The sequence below is a fragment of the Blastochloris viridis genome (genome assembly GCF_001402875.1).
Classification (GTDB): domain Bacteria; phylum Pseudomonadota; class Alphaproteobacteria; order Rhizobiales; family Xanthobacteraceae; genus Blastochloris; species Blastochloris viridis.
Genome location: NZ_CP012946.1, coordinates 2,297,010 through 2,321,586, shown reverse-complemented (window position 1 = coordinate 2,321,586; position 24,577 = coordinate 2,297,010). Strand labels below are relative to the sequence as shown.

Genomic DNA, 24,577 nt, shown 5'->3' with positions numbered 1-24,577 from the left:
AGACGCTCCATGCCCGTCGATACTACAGCACTTTGGCTGCCTCGATCGCGCCGCAACGCTAGACATGCAGCTCTGCTTGCAGGGGTCAGCATCGCTGCGCTTTTCGCGTTCCAGCCACCGGCATGTGCGCGCAACCTTGGGCGAAACGTCGCTGGCGTGTCGGCGGCAACTTCGGCGGCGGACGCCGCCCTGATTGGCGCGCAACAGGCGGCGGCGTTGGCGAAGCAGAGCCAGGCCTCGCTGGCACGGACGACCCAGGCGCTACGGGCCATGCAGGCGGCTCAGGCCGCGGCGCGCAGTGCGGCGGCGGCAAGTTCAAGCACGGTGCCGAACGGCCTTGCCGGCCTGGTGCAGGATCCGCGGATCGCTGCGGGCACGGCGAATTTGTGGGTCAATGCCAGCAATCCGGTCGAGACGACGAACGGCACCCAGAGCACGGTGACGATCAGTCAGACCGCCTCGCGCGCGGTGCTCACCTGGCAAAGGTTCGACGTTGGCGCGCAGACCACGCTGGTCTTCGATCAGCAGGGCAATCGCGACTGGGTCGTGCTCAACCGAATCGACGCGACCGGCACGCCGAGCCGGATCGCCGGCCAGATCAAGGCCGACGGCACGGTACTGATCATCAATCCGAACGGCATCATCTTCACAGGCACCAGCCAGATCAATGTCAACACGCTGATCGCCACCACCCATGACATCCGGTCGAGCTCGGTGGCGAGCGTGTTCAATGACAGCAGCCCCAATTATATTCAGGCAAGCGGTCAGATCTTCTATGTTCCGCCGAAGGAGAGCAGCAGCAACACATATTTCCTGGAAAACGGTCTGTTCACGCTGCAGGGCACGGGCGCTTCGGCCGTGTTCGGCATGGGCGACCAGACTCTTGGTTCCAGCGGCGGCGGCGCGATCACGGTGCAGGCCGGCGCGATCCTGAATGCCAATGTGAGCGGGTCGACTGACGGCGGCTATGTCGCACTGATGGCGCCCAGCGTCAGCAATGCCGGCACCATCACCACCCGGAACGGTTCGATCCATCTGCTGGCCGGCAATACCGGTATCCTGACCGAGCCGTTGACAACCGACACCGGCGTTAAGGCAAACATCACCGGGCTGATCTCCCTGCCGACGACGCTTTCGCCGCAGACCATCAATTCGGCTGCGGTTTCCGGCGTCGTGACAAATGCCGAGAACGCGCTGCTGGTGTCGTACAGCGGCGCCGTCAACATGATCGGCGAGACGCTGATCCAGAACGGCGGCATCTCAGTCACCACCGGCGTCAGCCGTCCGGGATCGATCAGCCTGTATGGCGGCGGGGGCCCGAACGCCATCAGCGCTACCGGCGCCTGGAGTCTGGCCATCGGCGCCAACAGCGTGCTGGCGATCCTGCCGGAGGAGGATGGTTCCACGGTTCCGGCCGGCACGGTCACCAACAGCTATTTCAAGAGCAATCTGCAGCCCCAAATCACCATCGCATCGCCATCGGTCACCATTCCCGCCGGTGCCCTGATCAAGGCACCCGGCGCGGCGCTGTCCCTCTATGGCAATGGGTTCGGCATTCAAGATACCACGTCGGGCAATATCGTGCTGGAGCCGGGCAGCGTCATCGACCTGTCCGGCCTGACGGGCGTGACGCTGCCGATGTCGCTCAATCTGCTCAGCATCCTGGTGACACCCAACGAAATCGCCGACTATCCGTTGGCCAGCGCCCTGATCGGCAAAACCGTCATCGTCGATGCGCGGTTGCACGGAACGCGCGCCGACGGCACGGCCTGGGTCGGTTCGCCGATCGTCAACGCGGCCGGCTATGCCGATGCGATTCCGATGTCGATCGACCAGGTGCTGACGGCGGCGGGCAGCTTCAGCGCGAGCGGCTGGACGGTGATCCAGAAGCCGGGCTCGCTGGTCAATGTTTCCGGCGGCTATGTGACCTACCGCGGCGGCACCATCAACACCAGCCGCCTGCTCGGCTCGGACGGTCGCCTCTACGACATCGGCAGCGCCAACACCTCGCTCGCCTATGTCCTCGCCGACGGATCCATCGTGAATCATGCCCATTGGGACATTGTGGAGGTCTACACCAGCCCGTTGAGGACTGGCGGCTACTATGAGCCGGGCTACATCGCGGGCCGCAGCGCCGGCGCGCTCAGCGTCAATGCGGTCAACCCGATCGTCGAGGGCACGGTGATCGGCGGCATCGTCAGCGGCCAGCGCCAGCGCGCGTTGGCGCAAGGCGGCGGCACCGCCGTCCAGACCACGCTCGACCAGTTGCCGAGCGGCGCGGCGCTCAGCATCGTGTTCGCGTCGGATCGCGGCAATGGCTCGGGGCAGATCGTCAATTTGCAGGCATCGGCGAGCACCGCCGACCCCTATGATCTCGCCAGCTTCAGCACCAGAACCGAGCAATGGAAGCCCGGTCTCAGCAATGGCCTCTTCCCGATCTTCACCGATCAGCTCAATGCCACCGGCTATGGCTCGATCTCGATCACCGGGGCTTTTGATCTCAGCATGGCCACCGGCACCGACCTCACGGTGCGGCCCGGCGGCAGCATCAAGCTGACCAATGTCTCGACCATCGATGGTGAGCTGCATGCCCCCGGCGGCAGCATCACTTTGGCCGGTTATGTTCCTCTGCCGGATTACAGTAATAGCGGTTATCCTAGTGGGCTTCAGCCGCTGTCGCCGGCGGTGGTGATCGGGCCGAACGCGGTGCTCGACGTGCGCGGCCTGTGGGTCAACGACAGCGGGCAGTCCGGTGACGATTTTCAGGGCGCTGCCTTCATCGACGGCGGCTCGGTCAGCATCACCACCACCAAGCTCAGTCAAGTGATTGGAGGGCGCGCCGTCATTCAGGGCCGGCCCGACCAATTGATCCTCGTCGCCATAGACGTCACCCAGGGCATCGTGCTGGCGCCGGGCAGCGTGATCGATGCATCGAGCGGTGGCTATGTCACGTCCAGCGGCAAGCTCAAGACCTTGTCCAGCGGTCTGCCCGCCGGCAAGGGCGGCAGCGTCGCCCTGAATACTTATAGCGGTGGATCTTCTGGCACCGATGCATGGGGAACCAAGGCAGATGGCGGCGGGACGACGACGTCCAGCAGCGATCTGCTCGTGACCAACAATGATGGAACGATTGTCTACGGCACCATCGCCGCCAATACACTCTATAGCTATATGAGCAGCGCTTCTTCACCAGTATCATTTACCGATGAAGTCCATTGGGTTCCGACCTCGGCGCTCGGCTCGGATTATCTGGCCGACCATGGCAATGTGGTGCTCGGCGGCAGCATCTATGCCGCGGGCTTTGCCGGCGGCGGCACGTTCTCGCTGCAGGCGCCGACCATCGTGTTCCAGGACGGCGCGACGCAGGTCACCAGCTACACCGGAGCTGCGGCCAGCAGTTCGCTGGCCAGCGTGGTCGCGGGCCAGCTCGGCATCTCCGCCGCCACGGTGAGCGGCTGGCTCGGCGCGGCGGCGGGCGCGGCCGGCTCGGCCACCGCTCCCGGCACCGTGGTGGTGCCGTCATCCTTGCTGTCGAACAATGTGTTCTCGTCCTATTCCTTCACCGCCACCTATGGCGGATTGACGGTGACCTCCGGCACCACGCTGGCACCGACGCAGGCGACCTATCTGACCAGCGGTCTGGATGCGTTGCCGGCGACCGGCACGCCGGTGCGCTCCTTCGCGAGCATCGGCCTGCAGCCGGTCGGGCTGCGCCCGGCGGCCAACCTGTCGCTTGGCGTGCAGACCTATCTCTACGATGCGCTGCCAAATTCGGTGTCTTCCTCGTCCCACGGCCTGCTGGTCGATGCCGGCGCCCGCATCGTCACCGAGGCGCTGGGAAGCGTCACCCTCCTGAACAACGGGGGGCTGGCGCGGATTCTCGGCGACGTCGTCGCGCCGGCCGGCACCATCACGGTCGCAGGGATACTGGGCTCAACGGATTCCACTGGCGCAGGCGCGATCTGGATCGGATCCGGCGCGCTGCTCGACGTCAGCGGCGCCTTCGTGCCCGATCCGCGGGTGACTTCCTATGAATCCGGCACCGTCTACGATGCCGGCACCATCACGCTCTCGTCCAATGAGACGGTGGTGCAGGCCGGCGCCCGGCTGCGCCTGAAGGGCGCGGCGGTGTCGCTGCTGCAGCCAAATGCGAATGCCGACGGGCCCGGGCGCAGTCTGGTGGCGCAGGACTATTGGAGCAATGGCGGCAGCCTGCGCCTGGGCGGTAGTTTCTTTTTCGCCGGCCTCGTGGATGCCAGCGGCGGCACGGCGCAGGCGGCGGGCGGCACCCTGACCGTCGGCAATTTCTATCTGTCGGCCAACGACATCAACACACAGGCTGGCTCGGCGATCCTGATCGAGGCGGCCGGCGTCGACATCACCGCCGGCTTCGGCGCCACCGCGCCGGCCAGCATCGCCGCACTGACGGCCATCACGCCGCGCAATCCGGGCGAGAGCTCGCCGATGTCGGGCCTGGCGATCATCGGCGCCGGCACGCTGAGCCACAGCGGCTTCGATTCGGTGTCCATGACGACCGGCGGCGCGGGCCTCAGGGGCGGCGCTATCTCCTTCGTCGGCTCGGTCGATATCACGCTGCCGGGCACGCTGACGCTGTCGCCGAGCAATGGCAGCATCATGCTGCTGCCGGCGACGCTGGCCGGCCAGTTGCTGCGGGCCGGTGACTGGTCGGGCGCCGCCAGCATCGGCGGCTCGGTGGTCAATATCGATGCCGGCTATGTCCGGCTGGCCGGCTGGTATAACGCGTCAGGCACGACGACAGGCGTGGCGGTGCCGGCGCCGTTGCTCTCGGACGGAACCCTCAACGTGTCGGCGCAATGGATCGACCTGCAGGGCGCGCTGGCCATCGGCAACGCCGCCGCGGTCAATCTTACCAGCGCCAGCGCGATCCGGGCGCTGCCGGATCTTTACGGGCGGGAAAACCTCAACATCTATTACCCAGTCTCATCGTTCGGCGGCGCGTTGTATGTGCCGGGCAATCTGACGCTCGCCGCGGCGGAAATCTTCCCCGCCACCAACACCCAGTTCCTGATCGAATCCACCGGCACCACGGCGGGCTTCAACACCATCACCATCGGCCAGACCGGCAGCGCCACCGCGCCGCTGTCGGCTGGCGGCGGACTCTATCTCGACGCGGTCAATATCGTGCAGGGCGGCACGTTGTGGGCGCCGCTCGGCAACGTCGTGCTTGGCTTGACCGATGCCAGCCAGATTCCTGCGGTCATCACCAATTTAACGTCCAACCGGGTCGTGACGCCCACCAGCAGTGTGGTCCTGGCGCCGGGCAGCGTCACCTCGGTGTCGGCCGCCGGGCTCACCATTCCCTATGGCGAGACCGTCGACGGAACCGACTGGTACACCGGCACCTATATGAGCGTCGCCTCCGGCGCCAGCGCCAACGTCGCGATCACCCAGCCGTCGGCCAAGGTGATCGGCTTCAACACCGCCAATCTAACCCAGCAGGCCGGTGCGGTGGTCGATATCAGCGGCGGCGGCGAGATCTACGGCACCGAATTCGTCAAGGGCACCGGCGGTTCGCGCAACGTGCTGACCACCTACCAGGCCACGCCCGCCCTGATCAGTTACACCATCAGCACGCAATATGCCGACGGGCGCCAAGTCTACGCGCTGGTGCCGAGCTATCTGGCCGCCGTCGCAGCCTATGACTCGACCTTTGCCGGCTATCCCTATTTTTCCGGCGGCACGCGGACTGGCACCAAAATCGTATCCGGCATCGCGGCCGGCAGCTCCGTCACGCTCGACGGCAGCAGCGGCATTCCGGCCGGCACCTATACGCTGCTGCCCGGCATGTATGCGACGCTGCCCGGCGCCTATCGGGTGGTGGCGGTCGGCAGCTATCAAGGCGCGAGGACCGTGAACTCGACCACGGCGGACGGCTCGATGCTGGTCTCCGGCCATCTGTCCAATGCCATCACCGGCGCGCGGTCGTCCACCACCACCGTGTTCCAGCTACAGTCGAGCGAGGTCTGGAGCAGATATTCCGAGATCGTCATCACCACGGGCTCGACCTATTTCAGCAAACTTGCCGCGACCAACGGCGCGGTGGTGCCGCGGCTGCCGGGCGATGGCGGGCTGGCGTCGTTCGCCGCCTTGGCGAGCCTGGTGCTGCAGGGCAGCTTCCTGGCGGCGCCGGCGGACGGGGGACGTGGCGGCGTGATCGCCATCGCTGCCGACAATATCCTGGTCAAGAGCGCTGATCGCGCCGCGCCGGCCAGCGCCACCGGCTATCTGCAGCTCGATGCCGACCAGCTCAGCAATTCCGGCGCCGGCCAGATCGTGATCGGCGGCGGTGTCAGCTATTCCAGCGCCGGCGAAGTGATCAACGCGCTGGCGACGCATGTGGAAATCCTCACCGACGAGGCGCATCCGCTGTCCGGTTCGTCGCTGGTGCTGGCGACCCGCTCCGGCGGGCTCGGCATTACGGTGGACTCCGGGAGCGTGATCAGGAGCCTCGGCGGCGTGCTGGATGACACGACGACGCCGATCGTGGCGATCGCGACGGCGACCGGCAATCTCGGCTCGCTGCTGCGCGTCTCCAACAACGCGATGGTCGATGTCACACGCAGCTACAGCGTGGCGGCCGATCCGGCGGCGACGCCGGGCGCGATCACGCTCGGCACCGATCCGGGCACCGCAACGCCCTCCGCTGGTGCTGCGGCGGTGATCGAGGCCGTCGCGCTGACCCTCGACACTTCGGGCAGCCTCGAACTCGGCAATGCCATTCTGCGGGCGCAGGACTACGCCATCTCCGGGCCGGTGGTACGGCTCGGCAATGTCGGCGGCCTGAGCGGCGGGGTGCGGCTGTCTTCGGCTGATTTCGCCCGTTTCGGCGGTGTCCGCTCGCTGCAACTGCGCAGTGCGACCGTGTTCAACCTGTATGATGCCGGCGGCAGCGTCCTCGGCGATACGCTGGCACGGATCGGCAAGCTGACCTTCGACGGTGCCGGCTTTGCAAGTGCGGGCGGCCGCACCACCTTCAATGCCACGGACATCGTGCTGACCAACAGCCGCGGCGCCACCAGCACCAGCGGCGCGCTCGGCGGCAGCGACGGCACGGTAGACTTTGACGCCAGCGGTGTGTTCACGGTGGGCACCGGCACCAGCAGCTTCGCCGGCTTCGGCGAGGTCGATCTCACCGGCGCCGGCGGCATGGTGTTCACCGGCACCGGCAGCGTCGATGCCGGCGCCGCCATTGTGGCGCTGACGGCGCCGACCTTGCTGGTGGGCGGCAGCGCCGATCAGTCGGTCACCACCGCCGGGGTACTTGCCGTCAATCCGCTCGGCGGCAGCGGCGTCGCCGCTGCCGCCACCGACTTCGGCGGCACGTTGTCACTCACTGGCGCCAGCATCATTGATGGCGGCGCGATCGTGGCGCGCAGCGGCACGGTGACGCTGACCGCGACCGCCGGCGACATCAGCCTGACCGGCAATGCGCTGATCGACGCCACCGGCGCGACCGTCGCCATTCTGAACGAGACGAGCTACGCGCCGGCCGGCACGGTCAATCTGGTGGCCGATGCCGGCAGCGTCAGCATCGGCAGCGGCGCCACGGTTGACGTCTCCGCCGCCGGCTACGGCTATGCCGGCGTGCTCAACATCACCACTGCGGACAGCGGCACCGCGGCGCTTTACGGCACGCTGAACGGCGCCGCCAAATTCAACGATCTTGGCGGCGCGCTGTCGGTCAATGCCGGCTATCTCGCCGGCGACCTGCCATGGTCGGCCTTCACCGGCAGCTTCGCGGTGACGCTGGGCCATGGAGACCTGCAGGTGCGCAGCGGCGTCACCCTGACATCGAGCATCGTCGAACTCACCGCTAATGACGGCAGCGTCATCGTCGACGGCACCATCGACGCCAGCGGCCCGAGCGGCGGCATCATCTCGCTGTTCGGCGCCGGCGTTGCCGAAGCAGGGGGCAGCCGCAGCGGCGGCGTCAGCATCAATGCTGGCGCAAAACTCTACGCCCGCTACCGGGCCGACGATCCCGCCAATCCGCGCTATAAGAGCACCTCGACGCAAATCCCGAACGGCGGCACCATCACGCTGGGCACCACCGGCACGCCCAACGGCACCTACAACAGCTTCTATGGCAACGAGAATGTCGACCGCGCCGGCTCCGGCCGGATCTATGTCGATGCCGGCGCCGAGCTCGATCTGTCGCCGGGGGCCGGCGGCTCCGCCGGCACCGTTCACGTGCGCGCCCCGGTGCTCGCAGACAACACCGTCAATGTCAGCTTCAACGGCAAGGTCACCAACGCGTCTGCCGTGGTGCTCGACGCCTATGCCAACTGGAACACCACGGACACCACCACCGGCAGCAAGCACTTCGACGGCGTCATCGATCCCGCCGGCTGGTACGGCGCCAACGGGAACATGGTCGACGGCACCTGGACCAATTTGGTGGGCGTCAGCACCGGCACCATCAGTGGCCTCACCGGCAAATATATCACCGCGCCGACCTTGATCCTCACCGGCGGTGGCGGCACCGGCGCGACGGCGACCACCACCATGAAGGTGGATTCCGTCGTGATCCAGAGCAGCGGCGTTTATACCGATATCTATCGCTACAACTCGGGTGCGAGCACGTTCAATGCCACCAACCGGCCGACCGTCACTTTCACCGGGGGCACGCAGCTTGCGGGAGGCACCGCCGCCAAGGGCTTTGCGATATTCGGCATCAACAGCATCACCATCACCAATGCCGGATCAGGCTACGATCCCAACAATCCGCCGACGCTCACCATCACCGCGTTTGACCCCGCTGCAGCGACCAAAGTGACCGCCACCGGAAAAGGGGTCATCTCCACTGACGGACAAGGTCGTCTGATCGACGTGATCTGGTCGAATGTCGGAAGTGGAATTGTCACCAAGGAAAGGCCTAATTCGACCACCAACCTTGCCGTGACCATCGCGGCTCCGCCGACTGGCAGCGATGGAACCAGGGCAGTGGCTTATGTCAAGGATGTGAAGGTCGTTGGGGTGAGTGTCATGAGCACCGGTGGCGTCGGCGGAAATGCGGGCAGCGGCTACACCACCGCGCCCACCGTGACGTTCGGCAAGGTCGGCAGCGTCGGGACCAACGGCAACCTGATCAGCGGCTCGGTTCCCATTGGGACCACCTATGGCGCCGTCTCCGGCCTTTCCATCACCTCGGGCGGCTCCGACTACACCTCCGCGCCCACCGGCGCGCAGGTTGTCGGTGGCGCTTCCGGGGCGACCGCGAGCTTCCCGCTGGTGTACAACCTCAGCGCCAGCCAGGTCGGCGGCGTGCTGACCCCGGCCAGCGCGTCCATCATATTGCTCAACACCGGCGCGTTCACGGCGACAGCCGTCAACGCCGACCACAAAGACTTCTATCAGACCACGCTGGTCAACTACGTCCAGAACCTGTTCGGCGACGCCCAGGCGAGCGATTTGATCAAGCGTTCGATCTTCGCGTCGGTCGACCCGACGCTGGTGCATCTGCGGCCGGAGATCGATCTGGTGAATTCGAGCAGCAGTGTCAACGGCGGCAACATCACCGTGGCCAGTAACTGGAATCTGGGCGCCGGCACGGTGACCGGCGGCACGGCCGCGCTGTTCTATCGCACCACCGCCAATGGAGCGAACGAGGCCGGCACGCTGGCGCTGCGCGCCGTCAACAATATCCAGCTCAAGGCCACCATCAGCGACGGCTTCTTCGCCACCGCGTCCGATGGCAAGACCCTGGTCGCGGGCCTTGCCGCCAACGCCATCGCCAACAACATCACCGCGACCGAGATCGCTGGCTACACCAACACCACCGCGGCGGCCAATCTGATGCCGGCGAGCATCGCCAGCTCCGGCTCGTTCTCCTACGATTTCATCGCCGGGGCGGCGCTGCCCGGCGATGCCACGACCGCTGCGTCGGCCAATCCGGATGTGGTCAAGCGTGGCGCCAACGCCGATATCACCATCGACGGCCACACGGCCTATCGCGGCACTTCAACCACCATCCCGCTGGTCAATGTTCCGACGCTGCTGCGCACCGGCACCGGCTCGATCCGGCTGACCGCCGCCCGCGATGTCAAATGGATCGACACGGTCGCGGCGGGCGCGGTCTATACCGCCGGCCGGGTGACGGCGCTGCCGAGCAATTTCACCGCGCCGGTGCTGACGCTGGGCGGCTTTGTCACCGCGCCGGTGTGGGGCAGCGATGGCGGATCGGTGTCGATCGAGGCTGGCGATTCCATCGTCGGCATCGAGACGCTGGCGTCGAGGTTCTCCGCGGGCAGTTGGAGCGACTGGTACCTCGCTTACGGGGCCTCCAACGGCAGCAGCACGCCGTTCGTCGGCAAGATCCAGACCGCAGCCTTCGTGAATTACGGCCATTTCTTTCAGGGCGTCGGCGCGCTCGGCGGCGGCGACATTTCGCTGTCCGCCGGCGGCGATGTCACCGACGTCTCGGCCGCGATCCCGGAGAGCATCCTGGTCAGCGGCGGCGGCAGCGGCACCAATGCCGGCGCGCTGGCGATCCATTATTACGGCGGCGGCGATCTCACCGTACGCGCCGCCGGCGACCTCAACAGCGGCGCCTTCCTGGTCGGCCGCGGCAATGGCGACATCCGGGTCGGCGGCGCGGCGCAGGTCACCGCCAGCAATCCGGTCACCGGACTGCGGACCATCCTGAGCACCTATACCACCGAAACATACACGGGCGTCTCAACGATAACCGGTGCGACAGACCTGGGGTTGCAACTGGCGGTGCAGGACGGCTTCATCGATCTTGTCGCCGGCGGCGCGGTCACGTTGACCGGCATCTACGATCCGGCCTCCTATGCCGCTCCAACATTTGAGCAGTGGTATTATACCGGCCGGGTCAACTTCACCAGCTATGGCGTCGATCTACCGGTGCCGGGCCTGCCGAAAAGCGGCAGCGGCGTGTCGCTGACCAGCATCACCGGGGACATCACCAACACAGCGGGAACGACCAATGTCCCGTCGACCCTGACCGGCGCCGGATTGCTGCTGCCGGCGGGACTGGCTTTCTCGGCGCTGAGCGGCAACGTCACGCTGAACCTCAACACGTACGGCAGCGCTTCGGCGCTGGTGCCGTCGGCGTCGGGCGAACTTGCGATCCTCGCGGCGGGGTCGTTCCAGCTCACCGGCTCGCTCACCATGAAGGACCTGCTTACGACATCGGCGCAATTCCTCAACAATTCGGGAGGCGGATATAATCTCCTCGTCAAGCTCGGCGATTATATCAGCCCGCTCGGCGTGCCGCTGTCGAACCTGACCGCCGGTCTGCATGCCGCCGATACCGAGCCGTCGCGCATCGTCGCCGGCGGCGACATCACCGCCAACGCCAGGGCGGGGGTCAATATGGGTCCCGGCAGCCTTACCCTGATCGAGGCGGCGCTGATCGAGGCCGGCGGCAACATCAGCAATCTCAGCGTGACCGGCCAGAACAACAGCGACACCGACATCACCAGCGTGATTGCGGGCCAGGATCTCACCGGCGGCGCCTACACCATCTACGGCCCCGGCGCCCTGCTGCTGTCCGCAGGTCGCAACATGGGACCGTTCTTGCAGAGCACCCGGACGCAAGACTACCAGGGTGAACACACGACCTACGCCGGCGTGTTCGCGGTCGGCGATGGCAGCAATGACCCGCGCAATACAGCAACGATAACAACAACAGCGATCAAGCGTTACCTGCCGCGCCAGAGCGCCGACATCCACATGCTGTTCGGCGTCGGCAAGGGAATTAATTATGCCGGCGTCATCAGCCAGTATGTCGATCCCGTCCATGCCGGCAGTGGCGGCATCGACCTGCTGGGCGGCATCGCCAGTCTGCTCGGCCAGCCGCGCGAGCAGGCCTGGGCCACGTTCCAGATGCTTCCGGCGGCGCGCCAGCATCTCTTGCTGCAGAAAGCGTTCTCCGACTTCCTCACCGAGGTCGCCCACGATTATTATAACAGCGCGAGCCCCTATTTCGGCCAGTACCAGCGCGCCTACGACGCCATCGCCACCATGTTCCCGGCCGCCTGGGGCTATCCGAGCGACCGTGGCGGCGGCGCCATCACCACCGGCAAGCTGAACATCGTGCAGTCGCTGGTGCAGACCCAGCTCGGCAGCGACATCACCATTCTCGGCCCTGGCGGCGGCATCAAGCTCGGCAGCACCGGCCGCGACATCCTCAAGCAGAACCAGCAGGGCATCGTCACCACCTCCGGCGGCGCGATCCGGATCGTCACCAATGACGACATCCTGATCAACCAGAGCCGCATCGTCACCGCCCAGGGCGGCGACATCGACGTCTTCGTCGCCAATGGCGACATCGATGCCGGGTCGGGACCAAAGACCCTGATCACCAGCCCGGTGCTGTCGCTGATCTGCACCGTCAACGGGTTCTGCTACGTCAATCCGAACGGGCTGGTGACCGGCGCCGGCGTCGCCGCGCTGGTGACGCTGCCGGGCCAGGACAAGAACAAGAGCAACGTCACGCTGACCGCGCCGCGCGGCATCATCGACCTCGGCGCCGCAGGCCTGCGCGCGGCTGGCAATGTCACTCTCGGCGCCCTGCAGATCCTCAACGCCTACAACGTCCAGGTCGGCGGCATTACGCTCGGCCTGCCGACCGCGGTTACCGTGAACACCAGCGCGCTCACCGCAGCGTCCAACGCCACCGTCGCCACCCAGCAGGCGACTGCGCCGACCGCGAACACCAACGACCATCCGTCGATCATCATCGTCGAGGTGCTCGGCTATGGCGGCGGTGAGGGTAACTCGCCCGATAGCAGGGAAAAAGAAGGTCGTCCGAGAAGCGACAACCAGCAGATTTACGATCCGAACAGCGCGTTCCGCCTGCTTGGCAATGGTGCCTTGACGCAAGAACAGCAAAAATATCTGACCGATGAGGAAAGAAGCAAACTCAAGCAGATAGAACATCGCAGCAGCCTTTGAGGCGTACTGCTGGCCAAAGCGTACCTGCCGTGAACTGATGGGCGGATGCCCCTTCCGGCGGGCACGTATGGCGCCTGAGCAGCGCCCGTGGCGGCGCTTTCAGGGGAAGAGCACATGCCAGAGGTTCATGTCCTCGCGATCGACCTGGCCAAGCGGAGCTTTCAGGTCTCCGAATCGGGGCGGTTCTATTCAACCGGACTGAGTCCCGCACGAAGCTGATCCAGCTGTTAAATGCGCAGCGGCCCTGTATCGTGGCGATGGAGGCCTGCGCAACAAGCCTTTTCGGGCCGGGTTGCTCAAGGCCTTGGACACGACGTGCGGCAGGTGCCGCCGATTTACGTGAAGCCGTTTGGTGCGTCCCGACGGCGCGCGTTGCCAGTGGAGGAAGGATCCAGCGAGAGAGTTGTCGATTGATCTGGTAGCTGACGAGGCGGTTCGGACGAGCAATCGGACGGACCGAAGCCTCGTCACAAAGGCCGCTTTGGGCGGCCGAGCAATCCCGCGGGCCTCTCTCTTCGAGACGAGATCCTCACACAGGCCCGCCAATCAGGCTTCCACATCTCCCGCTTCGATTTGCGCGAACTTGTCGTAGAGCGGCATTTCTGAGCTGCACAAAATACGGGAACTGCGTGCGAGCGTCATGCTCTCGACATCAAAATCGCACTAACGTGTCATACGGTTTCCGGTTGATCAGCTCGGGCTGGCGGGGCTTGGCCACCAATTGAAGTTGGTGGTGCTGGCGATGGTGGCTGGATCGTCGGCGAGGGCACAGCAGCGGGCGGCGATGATGGCCTCGAGGTCCTTGAGGCTGGCGATGTGGCGGTTGACGATCGACTCATCGACCAGCTGCCACAGGTGTTCGGCGGGTTGGAGCTCCGGCGTATATGGCGGCTGGTAGACCAGCCGGACGCCGTCCGGGACGGGCAGATTTTCCGGGGTGTGCCAGCCGGCATTGTCGATCTGGAGCACGATGATGCGGTTGCGGCCGGCGCCGACGTCGCGCGCGAAGGCTTGGAGCAGCGCGGCAAAGAACGGCTTTGACAGGCCGTTGGAGAGGAACCACACCACTTCGCCGCTCACCGGAGCCACGAAGGCGGTGACGTAGAGCCACTCGAAGCGATGGTGGCCCAGCGCAATCGGGCGCTCACCGGCCGGCGCCCACACTCTCCGGCGGATCGGCTTCAGGCCGAGCCGGTGCTCGTCGCTCGCCCACACCTCGACCGGGATGCCGGGGTGGGCGGAAACCTCGTCAGCGACGATCTGCGCCAGTTTTTTTATATGCCGCCTGGTCCGCCGCGCTCGCCGCGTTGGGGTTGCTGGGCCGCGGGGCCTGGACGGACCAGCCGATCGCCCGCAGCGCGTCCCAGCCGCGTTGGACCGCAACCTTCTCACGGCCGAGTTCGCTCGCCATCCAGGCCGCCACCTTGCCGCTGCTCCACACCCCGCCGTTCGGCGGCGGCTCGCGCAAGCGCACCTGCAGACGGTCGAGAAGGTCGGGCGTCAACAGCCTTCGCGGCGCCCCGTTGTGGCGGCGCAGATCGCCCAACGCCACCTCGCCCAGAAGGTTGTAGCGCGCCAGAAGCTCCTCGATCCAGCGCGGCACAAAACTCGTCAGCGCCCGAGGCCTCGATCACCGTATGGCCCCGCGCCAAAAGCCAGATCAACTGGTCGTGCCGCGCCGTGCAGCCGTCCGCGCAGTCCCGATAGCGCTGCTCCAGCTCTGCAACGCTCAAATGATCCACAACGTGCGCCATGACCGCCTCCCGCGATTCATAGCTCACCAGCTTACCCGCACCCCATAACGCCAGGAATCCCCGAGTCATTCATCCGGAAATCGTATCACTCGTCACGCCCTCCGGCCGATGCAGCAACGCCTGGATCTGGGCTTGTTTCGTGCCGGCGCGTATGTTGGGCGCAGACGATGGCGAACCGTGATCAGGAGCGCGGTTCACGCCCTCGCTGAGGGCCGACGGCGGGCACGCGGGTTCGTGAGGCAGCTCATGGGAGGGAGCAGGCAATGTGCGGCCCTGCGCCTTCGTGGATGCAGCCTCGCGCTGATCACCCCCGTCCGGTCGAGCCGTCATCGTGGCAGGCCGCATCTTGGTCGCCGGCCGGCGCGCCGGTGCTGGCGTCTTTGTCTTCGGCTTTGGCTCATTCTCGCTCGCCGAGATGATCTGCAGGCCGCGCTTGGTGATGCACAGCGCCATCGCGCGACCATCATCATTGCGCCGCCACACCGGCATCTCGCCGCGGGCACGGATCTCCTCGACGAGGCCGAGGCCGATCAACTTTTCGGCGGTCTTCTGCGCGGCGTTTCCCTTGAAGCGTTCCGCCAGCACCAGTGCGCGATCGGCGCGCTGGGCGGCGGCGGCGAGCAACGCGAGCTGAGCGTCGGTCAGCGGCTTGGTCGAGATGTTGGCGGACATGATGGGTGTCTCCGGTTCGTGCGGCGCAAGGCGCGCCGTCACTGCCGGAGCCCCGCTCCTGGCCATCGGCCGGCGGGGCATCGGTCCCGGGCGTCGCCACCGCCCGGGACGCGGACAGGAATGCTCTGTTCCGACGGGAAAGCCAGTCCAAACTTGAGCCCTCGGAGCAGAGCGGGACTTCAACTCTTGATCACCACTTTCGGCTGTGCTTCCCTCCTGTTCACGCTCCGGACGTTCGCAGTCCGTGTTTCCTCGGGGGGGGCGATGCCAGCCGCATTCCGCTCGAATCAGGGTACAGAACCCGACGCGCAGTTTTTCGGGAGGCGCCTTCAGCGCTTCCGGTTTTTTTGCGTGTAATGATCTTATGACCGGCTTCGCCGATCTCTTCGCGCTGGTCACCGGACGTCCGGAGCCGTTCCCGTGGCAGGCAGCCCTGTACGAGCGGCTGCGGGCCCGCGACATCCCGGCGGCGCTCGACATTCCCACGGGGCTCGGCAAGACGTCGGTGATCGCGATCTGGCTGATCGCCCGAGCGTTGGGTGCGCCCGTCCCGAGACGGCTGGTCTATGTCGTCGATCGTCGCGCCGTGGTCGATCAGGCGTCGGCGGAGGCGGAGGCCATTGCTGGGCGGATCGGTGGGGATGGCGAGCCGAGCGCGGTGGGCGATGACGTCCGGGCTGACTTGGGACTATCGCGAGGCGAGGCGCTTCGGATCGCCACGCTGCGCGGCCAGTTCGCGGCCAACCGGCTGTGGTTCACCGATCCCGGCGCGGCCGCGATCGTCGTTGGCACGGTCGATATGATCGGCTCGCGGCTGTTGTTCGGGGGCTACGGCGTCTCGCGGAAGATGCGCCCGGTCCACGCCGGGCTGCTGGCGTGCGACACGCTCGTGGTGCTCGACGAGGCCCATCTGTGCGCGCCGTTCCTCGCGCTGCTGGACGAGGCCGGGGCCACCGCCGCGGCGGCTGCCGTCCCGGTGCCGACGCTGCGGGTGATGGCGCTGACGGCGACCGGCCGCGGCAGGCCCGGACCGTCGGCGCCGCTTTCGCTCGCAGATGCCGATTTTGCGCATCCCATGGTGCGGGCGCGGCTCGATGCGCAAAAGCCGCTGCGGATCGACGATGGCGGCGACGGCGCGCTGCACGAGGGTCTGGCACGCCACGCCTGGGAGGCGAGACAGGCGCCCGACGGCACGGCCCGGCGCGTGCTGGTGTACTGCGACAGCCGGAAGGCGGCACAGCAGGTGCGCGACCTGCTCGTGAAGCAGGAACGCAAGGACGGACGCGTCCGCCTGCTGACCGGGCAGCGCCGCGTTTTGGAGCGCGAACGCCTCGTGCGGGAGGACGTTTATCGCTGGTTCCTGGAGGGCACGCCGCCGGACGGCGAGCCGGCGCCGGCCTTCCTGGTCGCCACCTCGGCCGGTGAGGTTGGCGTCGATCTCGATGCCGACGCGCTGGTGTGCGATCTCGTGGCGTTCGAGCGCATGGTGCAGCGCCTCGGCCGGGTCAACCGGCGCGGCGGCGTGGCGCCGGCACCGGTGGTGGTGGTCGCGCCGCCGCCGGCCAAGGCCAAACCTGAGGACGCTGCCCGGCGCCGCGCGGTGGAAGCCCTGCCGGTGCTGCCCGATGGTGCGCTGGATGCCAGCGTCGGCGCGGTGCATGCGCTGAAAGCCCGTGCGGCGGCGGATCCGGCACTCGACGCGATCCTCGATGCCGCCACCACGTCCGATCCACTGCGCCCCGCGCTGACGCTGCCGTTGGTCGAGGCGTGGTCGATGACCGCGCTCGACGCCCACACCGGGCGTCCCGAGGTCGAGCCGTGGCTGCGCGGCTGGATCGAGGAGGACGAGCCCGATGTCGAGGTCGTTTGGCGGCGTCTGCTGCCGTGGCGCGCCGACGACAAGGAGGACGACGACAAGGAGCCCGTGCCGGACGAGATCAACCGGTTTTTCGAGCGGGCGCCGATCCACCGCTCGGAAGTCCTGGAGGCGCCGGTTTCGACCGTGCTCGACGTGCTCAAGAAGCGGGTCGAGGCGATGAGCAAGGCCGGTGCGATGGCGCCTTCGAACGGCCTTGCGACCGCCGTCATCCTGCTGCTCGATCAGAAAAACGAGTTCGTTGCGGCGTGGACGTCCGAGGCGTTCGGCAAGGAACTGGAAAAGACGCGGACGCGCGACATCCTGGCACGCAAGCTCACCGGCAAGCGCCTCGTCCTGCAGGCCGATCTCGGCGGCCTCGATGCCGACGGGCTGCTCGATGCCCGCGCCGATGGGCCGAAACGAACGCTCGACGACGAGCCGGAGCCTGTGTGCGGCTGGACCGAGGCCGAGATCGCGGCCATCGGCTGGCGGGTGCGGCGGATCGAGGGCGACGCGCTGCTGGAGGATGGCTGGGCGCGCACCTTCGCGCTGCCGCTCGGCAGCGGCGACGAGCAAGACCCGGCCCAGCTTGTTGTCGAGAACCGGCTTGCCGCGGAGCCGCCCGGAGTCGAGCGCGGCACCGGCCGTACCCCCGAAACCATTGCCGAGCACCACGGCCGCGTCGAAGCCGCGGCTCATCGGCTCGCCGATCGCCTGAACCTCTCCGCCGAGCTTCGCGCGGTGCTGGCGGCGGCGGCGCGGCTGCACGACCATGGCAAGCGGCGTCCGCTGTGGCAGGACGCGATGGGCGCGCCGAAAGACGGCCGACCCTTCGCCAAGACCGCCGGCAAAGGCGGCAACCCGGCGCTGCTCGCCGGCTACCGCCACGAGTTCGGCTCGCTGGTGGCGGCGCTGCGTGATCCCCGCCTCGCGCCGGAACTCGCGGGGCTGTCGGACGATCTGCGCGACCTCGCACTGCATCTGGTCGCCGCCCATCACGGCTTGGCGCGGCCGGTGATGCCACCGATCCTGCCACCGGCGCCGGGCGCGCCCGACGACCTGCCGCCCTCGGCCGCAGAGACGATTGCGCGCGAGGCCGCGCTGCGCTTCGCCCGCCTTCAGACGATCTGGGGGCCGTGGGGTTTGGCGTGGTGGGAGGCGGTGTTCCGCGCCGCCGACTGGCATGCCTCGGCGCCGGATGCTGCGAGCGGGAAACCTGGAGACGGCCGATGAGCGAGGTCTCGATCCCGGTTGATCTGTTCAATCCCGGCCAAGTGTTCGCCTGCCTCGGCCTGATCGAGGCCGCGGACGTGCTGCTCGGCGGTGCCGAGGGCGGCTTTCAGTGGGATACCGGCGAGCGCGATGTGTTCGTCCTCAGCGCCGACGGCGCGGGCGATCCGGTCGAAGCGGTGCTGGCGTTCCTGGCCGAAGCGGAGGCCGTCGCGGTCGTCCCGCATGACGGCGGGCTTGCGACCGACAAATGGGGCGTCCGGTCCGTTCCGTCCGACCGCGACGTGTTCCCGTGCCCGCGCCCGGACACGCCGAGCGCGCTGCCCTGCCGGCTCGTCGCAGGCCAGCGGTCGATCTTCGTGTCGCATTGGGTCGACCGCTCGTCGGCCGGGATCGACAACGTCAAGTTCTGGGCCGGCATGGCGGGCTATCCGGGGCCGGCGCTGGTGCGCGATCTGCTGGCGCAAATTCGCACTTGGTCCGCGAACCAACGGGCGGCGGCGGCCGCCGATCCGTTCGGCAATCTCGACCCGTCGAGCGCGAGCGCGGTGCAGTCGAGCAATCTGCGGTTCGACTATCGCGCCGGCACCATCCCGTTCGATGCGGGCTTCTCGACCAACGCGCACAGCGACGTGGCGATGATCGGCTTTCCGCTCGTCGACGTTCTGGCGGCGATCGGCCTCGAACACGCGCGGCCACACCGCATCGACAAGCTCACCTACAGATACGCCGCCTGGAGCGGTCTTCTCGTGCCGCCGCTCGCTCGCGCGGTGATGGGTACCGCCGACCTCGGCTTCAGAACGCGCACGTTCCGCATCGATCTCGGCTGGCCCGGTCAGGAGAACCAGGCCCGCGCCATCAAGCTTGCCCGAGAGGACACCGCATCATGACCGCGCCGCTCGCCTTGACCTCCGAACTCCTCTCCACCTGGGCCGAGGACCCGCGCGGCCCGGTGGCGCTGGTGCTTCGGCAGAAACTCGTGCCTGTGGAAGGCGAGGGCGGCGTGGTGTTCCCGCCGACCTATGCCGACATCGGCTATTCGATCGACACGCTGTCCGACGGCACCAAGGTCGCGACCATCGACTCGGTGGGGTCCCAGGCCAACCGCATCGAGCCGATCTTCAAGCGGGCGGCGCCGGGCCGCCCGGAGAACCCGTTGGCGACACTGGTGCCGCAGATCGACATCGCCATCGGCAATGACAAGACGGTCTCGATCCTCGATGCCGGCCACCGGCTCGGCGACGCGTTGATCCGCTCGTCCGATCTGGCGGACGAGGCGCGCGCCGCGTTCAAGCTCTATCAGGACAACGGCGACGCCAGCGCGCTCGCCAAGCTTGCCCCGACGTCGCTGGTGTTCGGCGCGTGGGACTCGCGCGACACCCAGGCCAAGCTGCCACGCATCGTGCAATCGACCATCCGGGCGTGGGACGTCGATGTGCTGCACCGCGCGGCGCAGTATATTCCGCCGATCGATTACGTCGCCGAGGGCGCGCTGGAGGAGACCGGCGACAAGGGCGAGAACGACGTGCGCTCCCAGCTCGGGTTCCGCCACGCCCCGGCGGTGTGGCGCGACGACGGCCGCAAGGAGAAGGTGCTGGGCGGGGTGGTGGTGCGCGGCGAGATCCGGCGCGACGTGACGATCAATCTCGTCGCACTGCGCCAGCTCGGCGGCGAGAACGGCGCGGCACTGCGGCGCTACGTGCTCGGCCTCGCGCTGGTGGCGGCGGCCGAGCCGCCGGACGCCTTCCTGCGCCAGGGCTGCCTGCTCACACCGGCGCCGAACGGCGCGTCCGACTGGGCGATGGTGGCGCGCACCGGCGAGCGGACGCCGCTCGCGCTCGATGCCGGCCGTGCCTTGAAGATCGCGCGCGAGGCGAAGGCGGCATTCGGCGTCGCGCCGGACCGGTCCGTGAAGTTCGATCCCGGCCGCGCCCGCGCGAGCCTCGACGAGAAGAAGGACGGCAAGGCCAAGAAGGCGAAGGGCTGACAACGGCCATGGCCGCGCACGCGCTGCTGATCGAGGTCCGGCTGCTGGACGGCCGCTATCACGGCCTCGGCGACTGGCCGCCGTCGCCGTTCCGGCTGTTCTCGGCGCTCATCGCCGGCGCCTATGGCGGGCGTTGGGTGACTGAGCCACGCCAGGACAAGGACGCCGCCTTCCGCTGGCTCGAAGGGCTGCGCCAGCCGGACATCGTTGTGCCGCGCGCGCGGCGTACCCGTGCCACCACGATCTATGTGCCGAACAACGATCTCGATTCCGTCGGCGGCGATCCGGCGCGGATCGGCGAGATCCGCGGCTCGACCAAGCAGTTCATTCCGTGGCTGTTCGATCCCGACGCGCCGCTGGTCTATGCGTGGCGGTTCGAGGGCGGCGCCGACCATGCCCATCGCCTCGCCGCGCTGGCCGAGCGCCTGTTCGCGCTCGGGCGCGGCATCGATGCGGCGTTCGCCCGCGCCGCGGTCGTCGCGGCGGGCGAGGCCGAGGCGCAACTGCTCGATCATGGCGGGCCGCTGTTCGTGCCGGGCGGGACCGGGGAGGGCGAGCGGCTCGCCTGCCCGACGCGCGGCAGTTTCCTGTCGCTGGCCCTGCGCCACGCCGCCGAGACGGCGCGCTTTGCCACCTATCGCGAAGGACGCACGACGCGCACCAGCTTCCGCAAGGCGCCGAACGCGCGCGCCGTGCAGGTGGCGTACGCGCGCCCCTCGACATTCCTGCTGTTCGAGTTGCGCGGCGCCGATGGGGGCTTCCAGCCGCGGCCCGCCGAGCGCGCGCTGGCGCTGACGCTCGCGGTGCGCGACCGCCTCCTCGCACGCCTTCTCGCTGCGCTGCCGGAACGCGCGGCCGAAATCGCGAGCATCGTCAAGGGTGACCGGGATGCCACCGACGCCGACAAGGCGCTGCGGCTGCGCGTCCTCGCGCTGCCGTCGATCGGCCACGCTCATGCCGGCCTCGCGCTGCGCCGGCTCGCGGTCGAGATCCCGTCGGGCTGCCCGCTTCGGGTCGAGGATGTGACGTGGGGTCTCTCGGGCCTCGACCTCTCCGAGATCGACGGCGAGACTGGCGAAATCCGCGACGGGCCGATGCTGGTGCCGGCGAGCGACCGCCGGATGCTCGACCGCTACGCCGCCGTGTCGGCGCGCCGTTGGCGGACGGTGACGCCGGTGGCGCTGCCAGTTGCTGCGCGCACCGGGCGCCGGGGCGATGAGCGCCTGCAGGCCGAAACGCTCGCTGCCGGCCGGCTCGCCGACGCCCTGCGCCACGCCGGGCGCGATCCGCGCGGCACCGTGCTCGCGGTGCGCCGCGAGCCGTTCCACGCCGACGGCGTGCCGGCCGATCGCTTCGCCGGCGACCGCTTTACGGCCGATCGGCTCGCCCATGCCGAGATCGTGTTCCCGCAGCCGATCTCAGGCCCGCTGGTGCTGGGCGACGGCCGCTTCCTCGGCCTCGGCCTGTTCGCGCCGGTGGACGAGGTGCCGGGTATCCTCGCCTTCGGGCTCGACGGCGGCGCGGTGCCGCCGGCGCTGGCGCCCCGAATCGCCGCCGCCGCCCGGCGGGCGGTGATGGCGCGGGTGCGCGACGCGCTGAAGCTGCGCCCCGACGCCGGCCTGCCGGCGTTCTTTTGCGGCCATGCGGCTGACGGCGCGCCGGCCCGCAGCGGCACCCACGACCATCTGTTCGTTACGGTCGCGCCCGGCGCTGCGCCGCGCCTTCTGGTGATTGCCCCCCACCGCGCCGGCCGGCGCGCCGCCACGCGCGAGGAGCGCGGGCATCTCGCCACGCTGGAGCGGGCGCTCGCCGGCTTCGAGCGGCTGGTCGCCGGCCGCGACGGCGCCTTCGGCCTCGTGTCGCTCGTCGAGCCGGGGCCAGGCGACCGGCTGGTCGGGCCGGCACCGGCCTGGGTCTCGGCGACGATGTACCGGCCGACCCGCCATCCCAAGCGGAACGAGGACCCTGCCGCCTTCCTCGCCGCCGACGTCGCGGACGAATGCCGCGCCCGCGGCCTGCCGGCGCCGGCCGGGATCGAGATCACCGCGCTGCAGGAGGGCCGGTGCGGCGGCCTTGCAGCCTCTGTGTACCTGAGGTTCGCGGTGGCTGTGGAAGGCCCGGTGCTGCTCGGCCGCGACGCCCACCAGGGCGGCGGGCTGTTCGTGGCGGGGTGAGGCGGGACGTCATCCGGAATGCCAGGAGGTGGGCATGTCTTCGTCTGATACACGGTCCGATCCGCCGGCCGGGTCTGCGCCCGGCCAAGACGCTCTTGGTCAGAACCTGAGCGACCAAGGCGCCGCCGCTCCGGCCCGCCCCGCCGCGCGCCAGGGCGAATTGGCGCTGTTCGCGCCGCCCGCGGCGGCCGACGAGATGCTCGCCCCGGCGCGGATGATCAACGAGTGGGTCTATTGCCCGCGCCTCGCCGTGCTGGAATGGGGCCGCGGCGAATGGGCCGGCAACGCCGACACCGCCGCCGGCCGCAGAGCCCACAAGGCCACCGAGACCGGCGCCGCGCCGGCGCTGCCCGAGCCGGACGCGCTGCCCGACGACCGCGCCCTCAAGACCCGCCGCCTCTTGCTCGCCTCCGAGCGGCTCGGCCTCACCGCCGAACTCGATGTCATCGAGGCCGACGACGGCCGCGTCGTGCCGGTCGACATCAAGACCGGCAAGCGGCCCCATGTCGCCGAGGGCGCGTATCTGCCCGAGCGGGTGCAGGTGTGCGTGCAGGCGCTGCTGCTGCGTGAGGCCGGCTACACCTGCGAGGAGGCCGCGCTGTGGTTCGCCGACAGCCGCGAGCGGGTGCGCGTCGAACTGACCGACGAGTTGATCGCCACCGCGCTCGGTGCCGCCTCCGACCTGCGGCTGACCGTGGCGGCGGGCCGGCTGCCGCCACCGCTCGACCACTCGCAAAAATGCGTGCGCTGCTCGCTGCTGCCGATCTGCCTGCCCGACGAGGTCAACTGGTTCCGCAAGGGGGCGATCGCGCGCACCCCGCCGCCGGCCGCGACGCCGGCTTTGCCGCTCTACGTCCAGACGCCGGGCGCGCGGGTGACCAAGAAGGACTTCACCCTCGTCGTGCAGGTCGAGGGCGAGGCGGACCGCGCCGTTGCGCTCGACGAGGTGTCGGAACTCGTGCTGGCCGGTCCCGTCTCGCTCACCACGCCGGCCGTCCACGAGCTGCTGCGCCGCGACGTGCCGGTGGCGTGGATGTCGTCGGGCTTCTGGTATCTCGGCTCGACCGGCGGCCAGGGGCCAAGGAGCGCAACGGTGCGCACCGCGCAGTACGCGCTCGCCGCCGACGAGCCGCGCCGCCTCGCCTTCGCGCGCGAGCTGGTGGCCGCCAAGATTCGCAATTCGCGCACCATTTTGCGACGCAACTGGCGCGGCGAGGATGGCGAGCGCGGCCCGCTGCTCGACCGCCTCGCGCTGCTCGCCGACCGCACCGCGCGCGCGGAGACCGCAGCCGCGCTGCTCGGCCTGGAGGGCGAGGCGGCGGCGCTCTATTTTCGCGCTTTGCCGAAGCTGTTCACCGATGCCGTCGCCGCGCTGCCGGCCTTTGCCTTCGAGCGCCGCAACCGCCGCCCGCCCGCCGATCCGGTCAACGCCTGCCTGTCGCTGATCTACGCGGTGCTGACGCGCACGTTCTCGTCGGCAATCTCGGTCGCCGGGCTCGATCCCTGGAAGGGCGTCTATCACGCCGAGCGGCCGGGACGGCCGGCGCTGGCGCTCGACCTGATCGAGCCGTTCCGGCCGGTGCTGGCAGATTCCGCCGTGCTGATGGCGCTCAACAATGGCGAGCTGGCGCCGGACGACTTCGTCTCCGCCGCCGGCGGCTGCAACTTGAAGCCCAAGGCGCGGCGCGCGCTGATCGCGGCCTATGAGCGCCGGCTCGACCAGGAGACCACGCACCCGGCGTTCGGCTATCAGGTGTCAATGCGCCGGCTGATCCAGATCCAGGCCCGGCTGTTTGCGCGCTTCGTGTGCGGCGAGATTCCGCGCTATCCGCATTACGTGCCCAGGTAGAGCATTCTCCGCAAAAGTGGATGCCGGTTTTGCGAAAGAGAATGCGCCAAGCCAACATCTTAAAGCTTGCGATCTGACCCGGTCAGACCG

The 24,577-nt window shown here is 68.3% G+C and carries 9 protein-coding genes; 6 read left to right on the top strand and 3 right to left on the bottom strand.

The features are described from left to right. Positions 1-9: 9 nt before the first annotated feature. Positions 10-12,963, top strand: coding sequence for a filamentous haemagglutinin family protein (locus BVIR_RS10180; protein ID WP_082416970.1), 12,954 nt, complete (start codon positions 10-12; stop codon positions 12,961-12,963). Between the two features lie 690 nt (positions 12,964-13,653). Here BVIR_RS10180 and BVIR_RS10175 read toward each other — a convergent pair. The 3 genes from BVIR_RS10175 to BVIR_RS10165 all read right to left on the bottom strand — a co-directional run bounded on the left by BVIR_RS10175 (position 13,654) and on the right by BVIR_RS10165 (position 15,389). Then, positions 13,654-14,223, bottom strand: coding sequence for an IS630 family transposase (locus BVIR_RS10175; RefSeq protein ID WP_236823756.1), 570 nt, complete (start codon positions 14,221-14,223; stop codon positions 13,654-13,656). Next, a complete protein-coding gene (locus tag BVIR_RS17230; protein WP_055037563.1) occupies positions 14,213-14,566 on the bottom strand; it encodes a winged helix-turn-helix domain-containing protein in 354 nt (117 codons plus the stop codon). The genes BVIR_RS10175 and BVIR_RS17230 overlap by 11 nt, the downstream gene beginning before the upstream one ends. A 220-nt stretch (positions 14,567-14,786) precedes the next feature. Next, the gene (locus BVIR_RS10165) at positions 14,787-15,389 is read right to left on the bottom strand and encodes a hypothetical protein (RefSeq protein ID WP_061349900.1); all 603 of its coding nucleotides are present in this window, start codon (positions 15,387-15,389) and stop codon (positions 14,787-14,789) included. A gap of 364 nt (positions 15,390-15,753) precedes the next feature. Here BVIR_RS10165 and cas3g point away from each other — a divergent pair, with 364 nt between their 5' ends. Genes cas3g through BVIR_RS10140 form a run of 5 tightly spaced genes read left to right on the top strand, consistent with a single transcriptional unit; the run spans position 15,754 to position 24,487 of the window. Then, on the top strand, positions 15,754-18,480 hold the full coding sequence (gene cas3g, locus BVIR_RS10160) for a type I-G CRISPR-associated helicase/endonuclease Cas3g (protein ID WP_055037561.1): 2,727 nt from the start codon (positions 15,754-15,756) through the stop codon (positions 18,478-18,480). Then, the gene (gene cas8g2 / locus BVIR_RS10155; RefSeq protein ID WP_055037560.1) at positions 18,477-19,367 is read left to right on the top strand and encodes a type I-G CRISPR-associated protein Cas8g2; all 891 of its coding nucleotides are present in this window, start codon (positions 18,477-18,479) and stop codon (positions 19,365-19,367) included. The genes cas3g and cas8g2 overlap by 4 nt, the downstream gene beginning before the upstream one ends. Next, positions 19,364-20,464, top strand: coding sequence for a type I-G CRISPR-associated RAMP protein Csb1/Cas7g (gene cas7g / locus BVIR_RS10150; protein WP_055037559.1), 1,101 nt, complete (start codon positions 19,364-19,366; stop codon positions 20,462-20,464). Before cas8g2 ends, cas7g begins: the two co-directional genes overlap by 4 nt. Positions 20,465-20,472: 8 nt before the next feature. Next, positions 20,473-22,638 carry a type I-G CRISPR-associated protein Csb2 gene (gene csb2, locus BVIR_RS16440; protein WP_082416966.1) on the top strand — a complete coding sequence of 722 codons (2,166 nt, stop codon included), beginning with the start codon at positions 20,473-20,475 and terminating at the stop codon, positions 22,636-22,638. Positions 22,639-22,672: 34 nt separating this feature from the next. Then, positions 22,673-24,487, top strand: a complete 1,815-nt coding sequence (locus tag BVIR_RS10140; protein ID WP_082416964.1) for a CRISPR-associated endonuclease Cas4/Cas1 — start codon at positions 22,673-22,675, stop codon at positions 24,485-24,487. Positions 24,488-24,577: the final 90 nt, after the last annotated feature.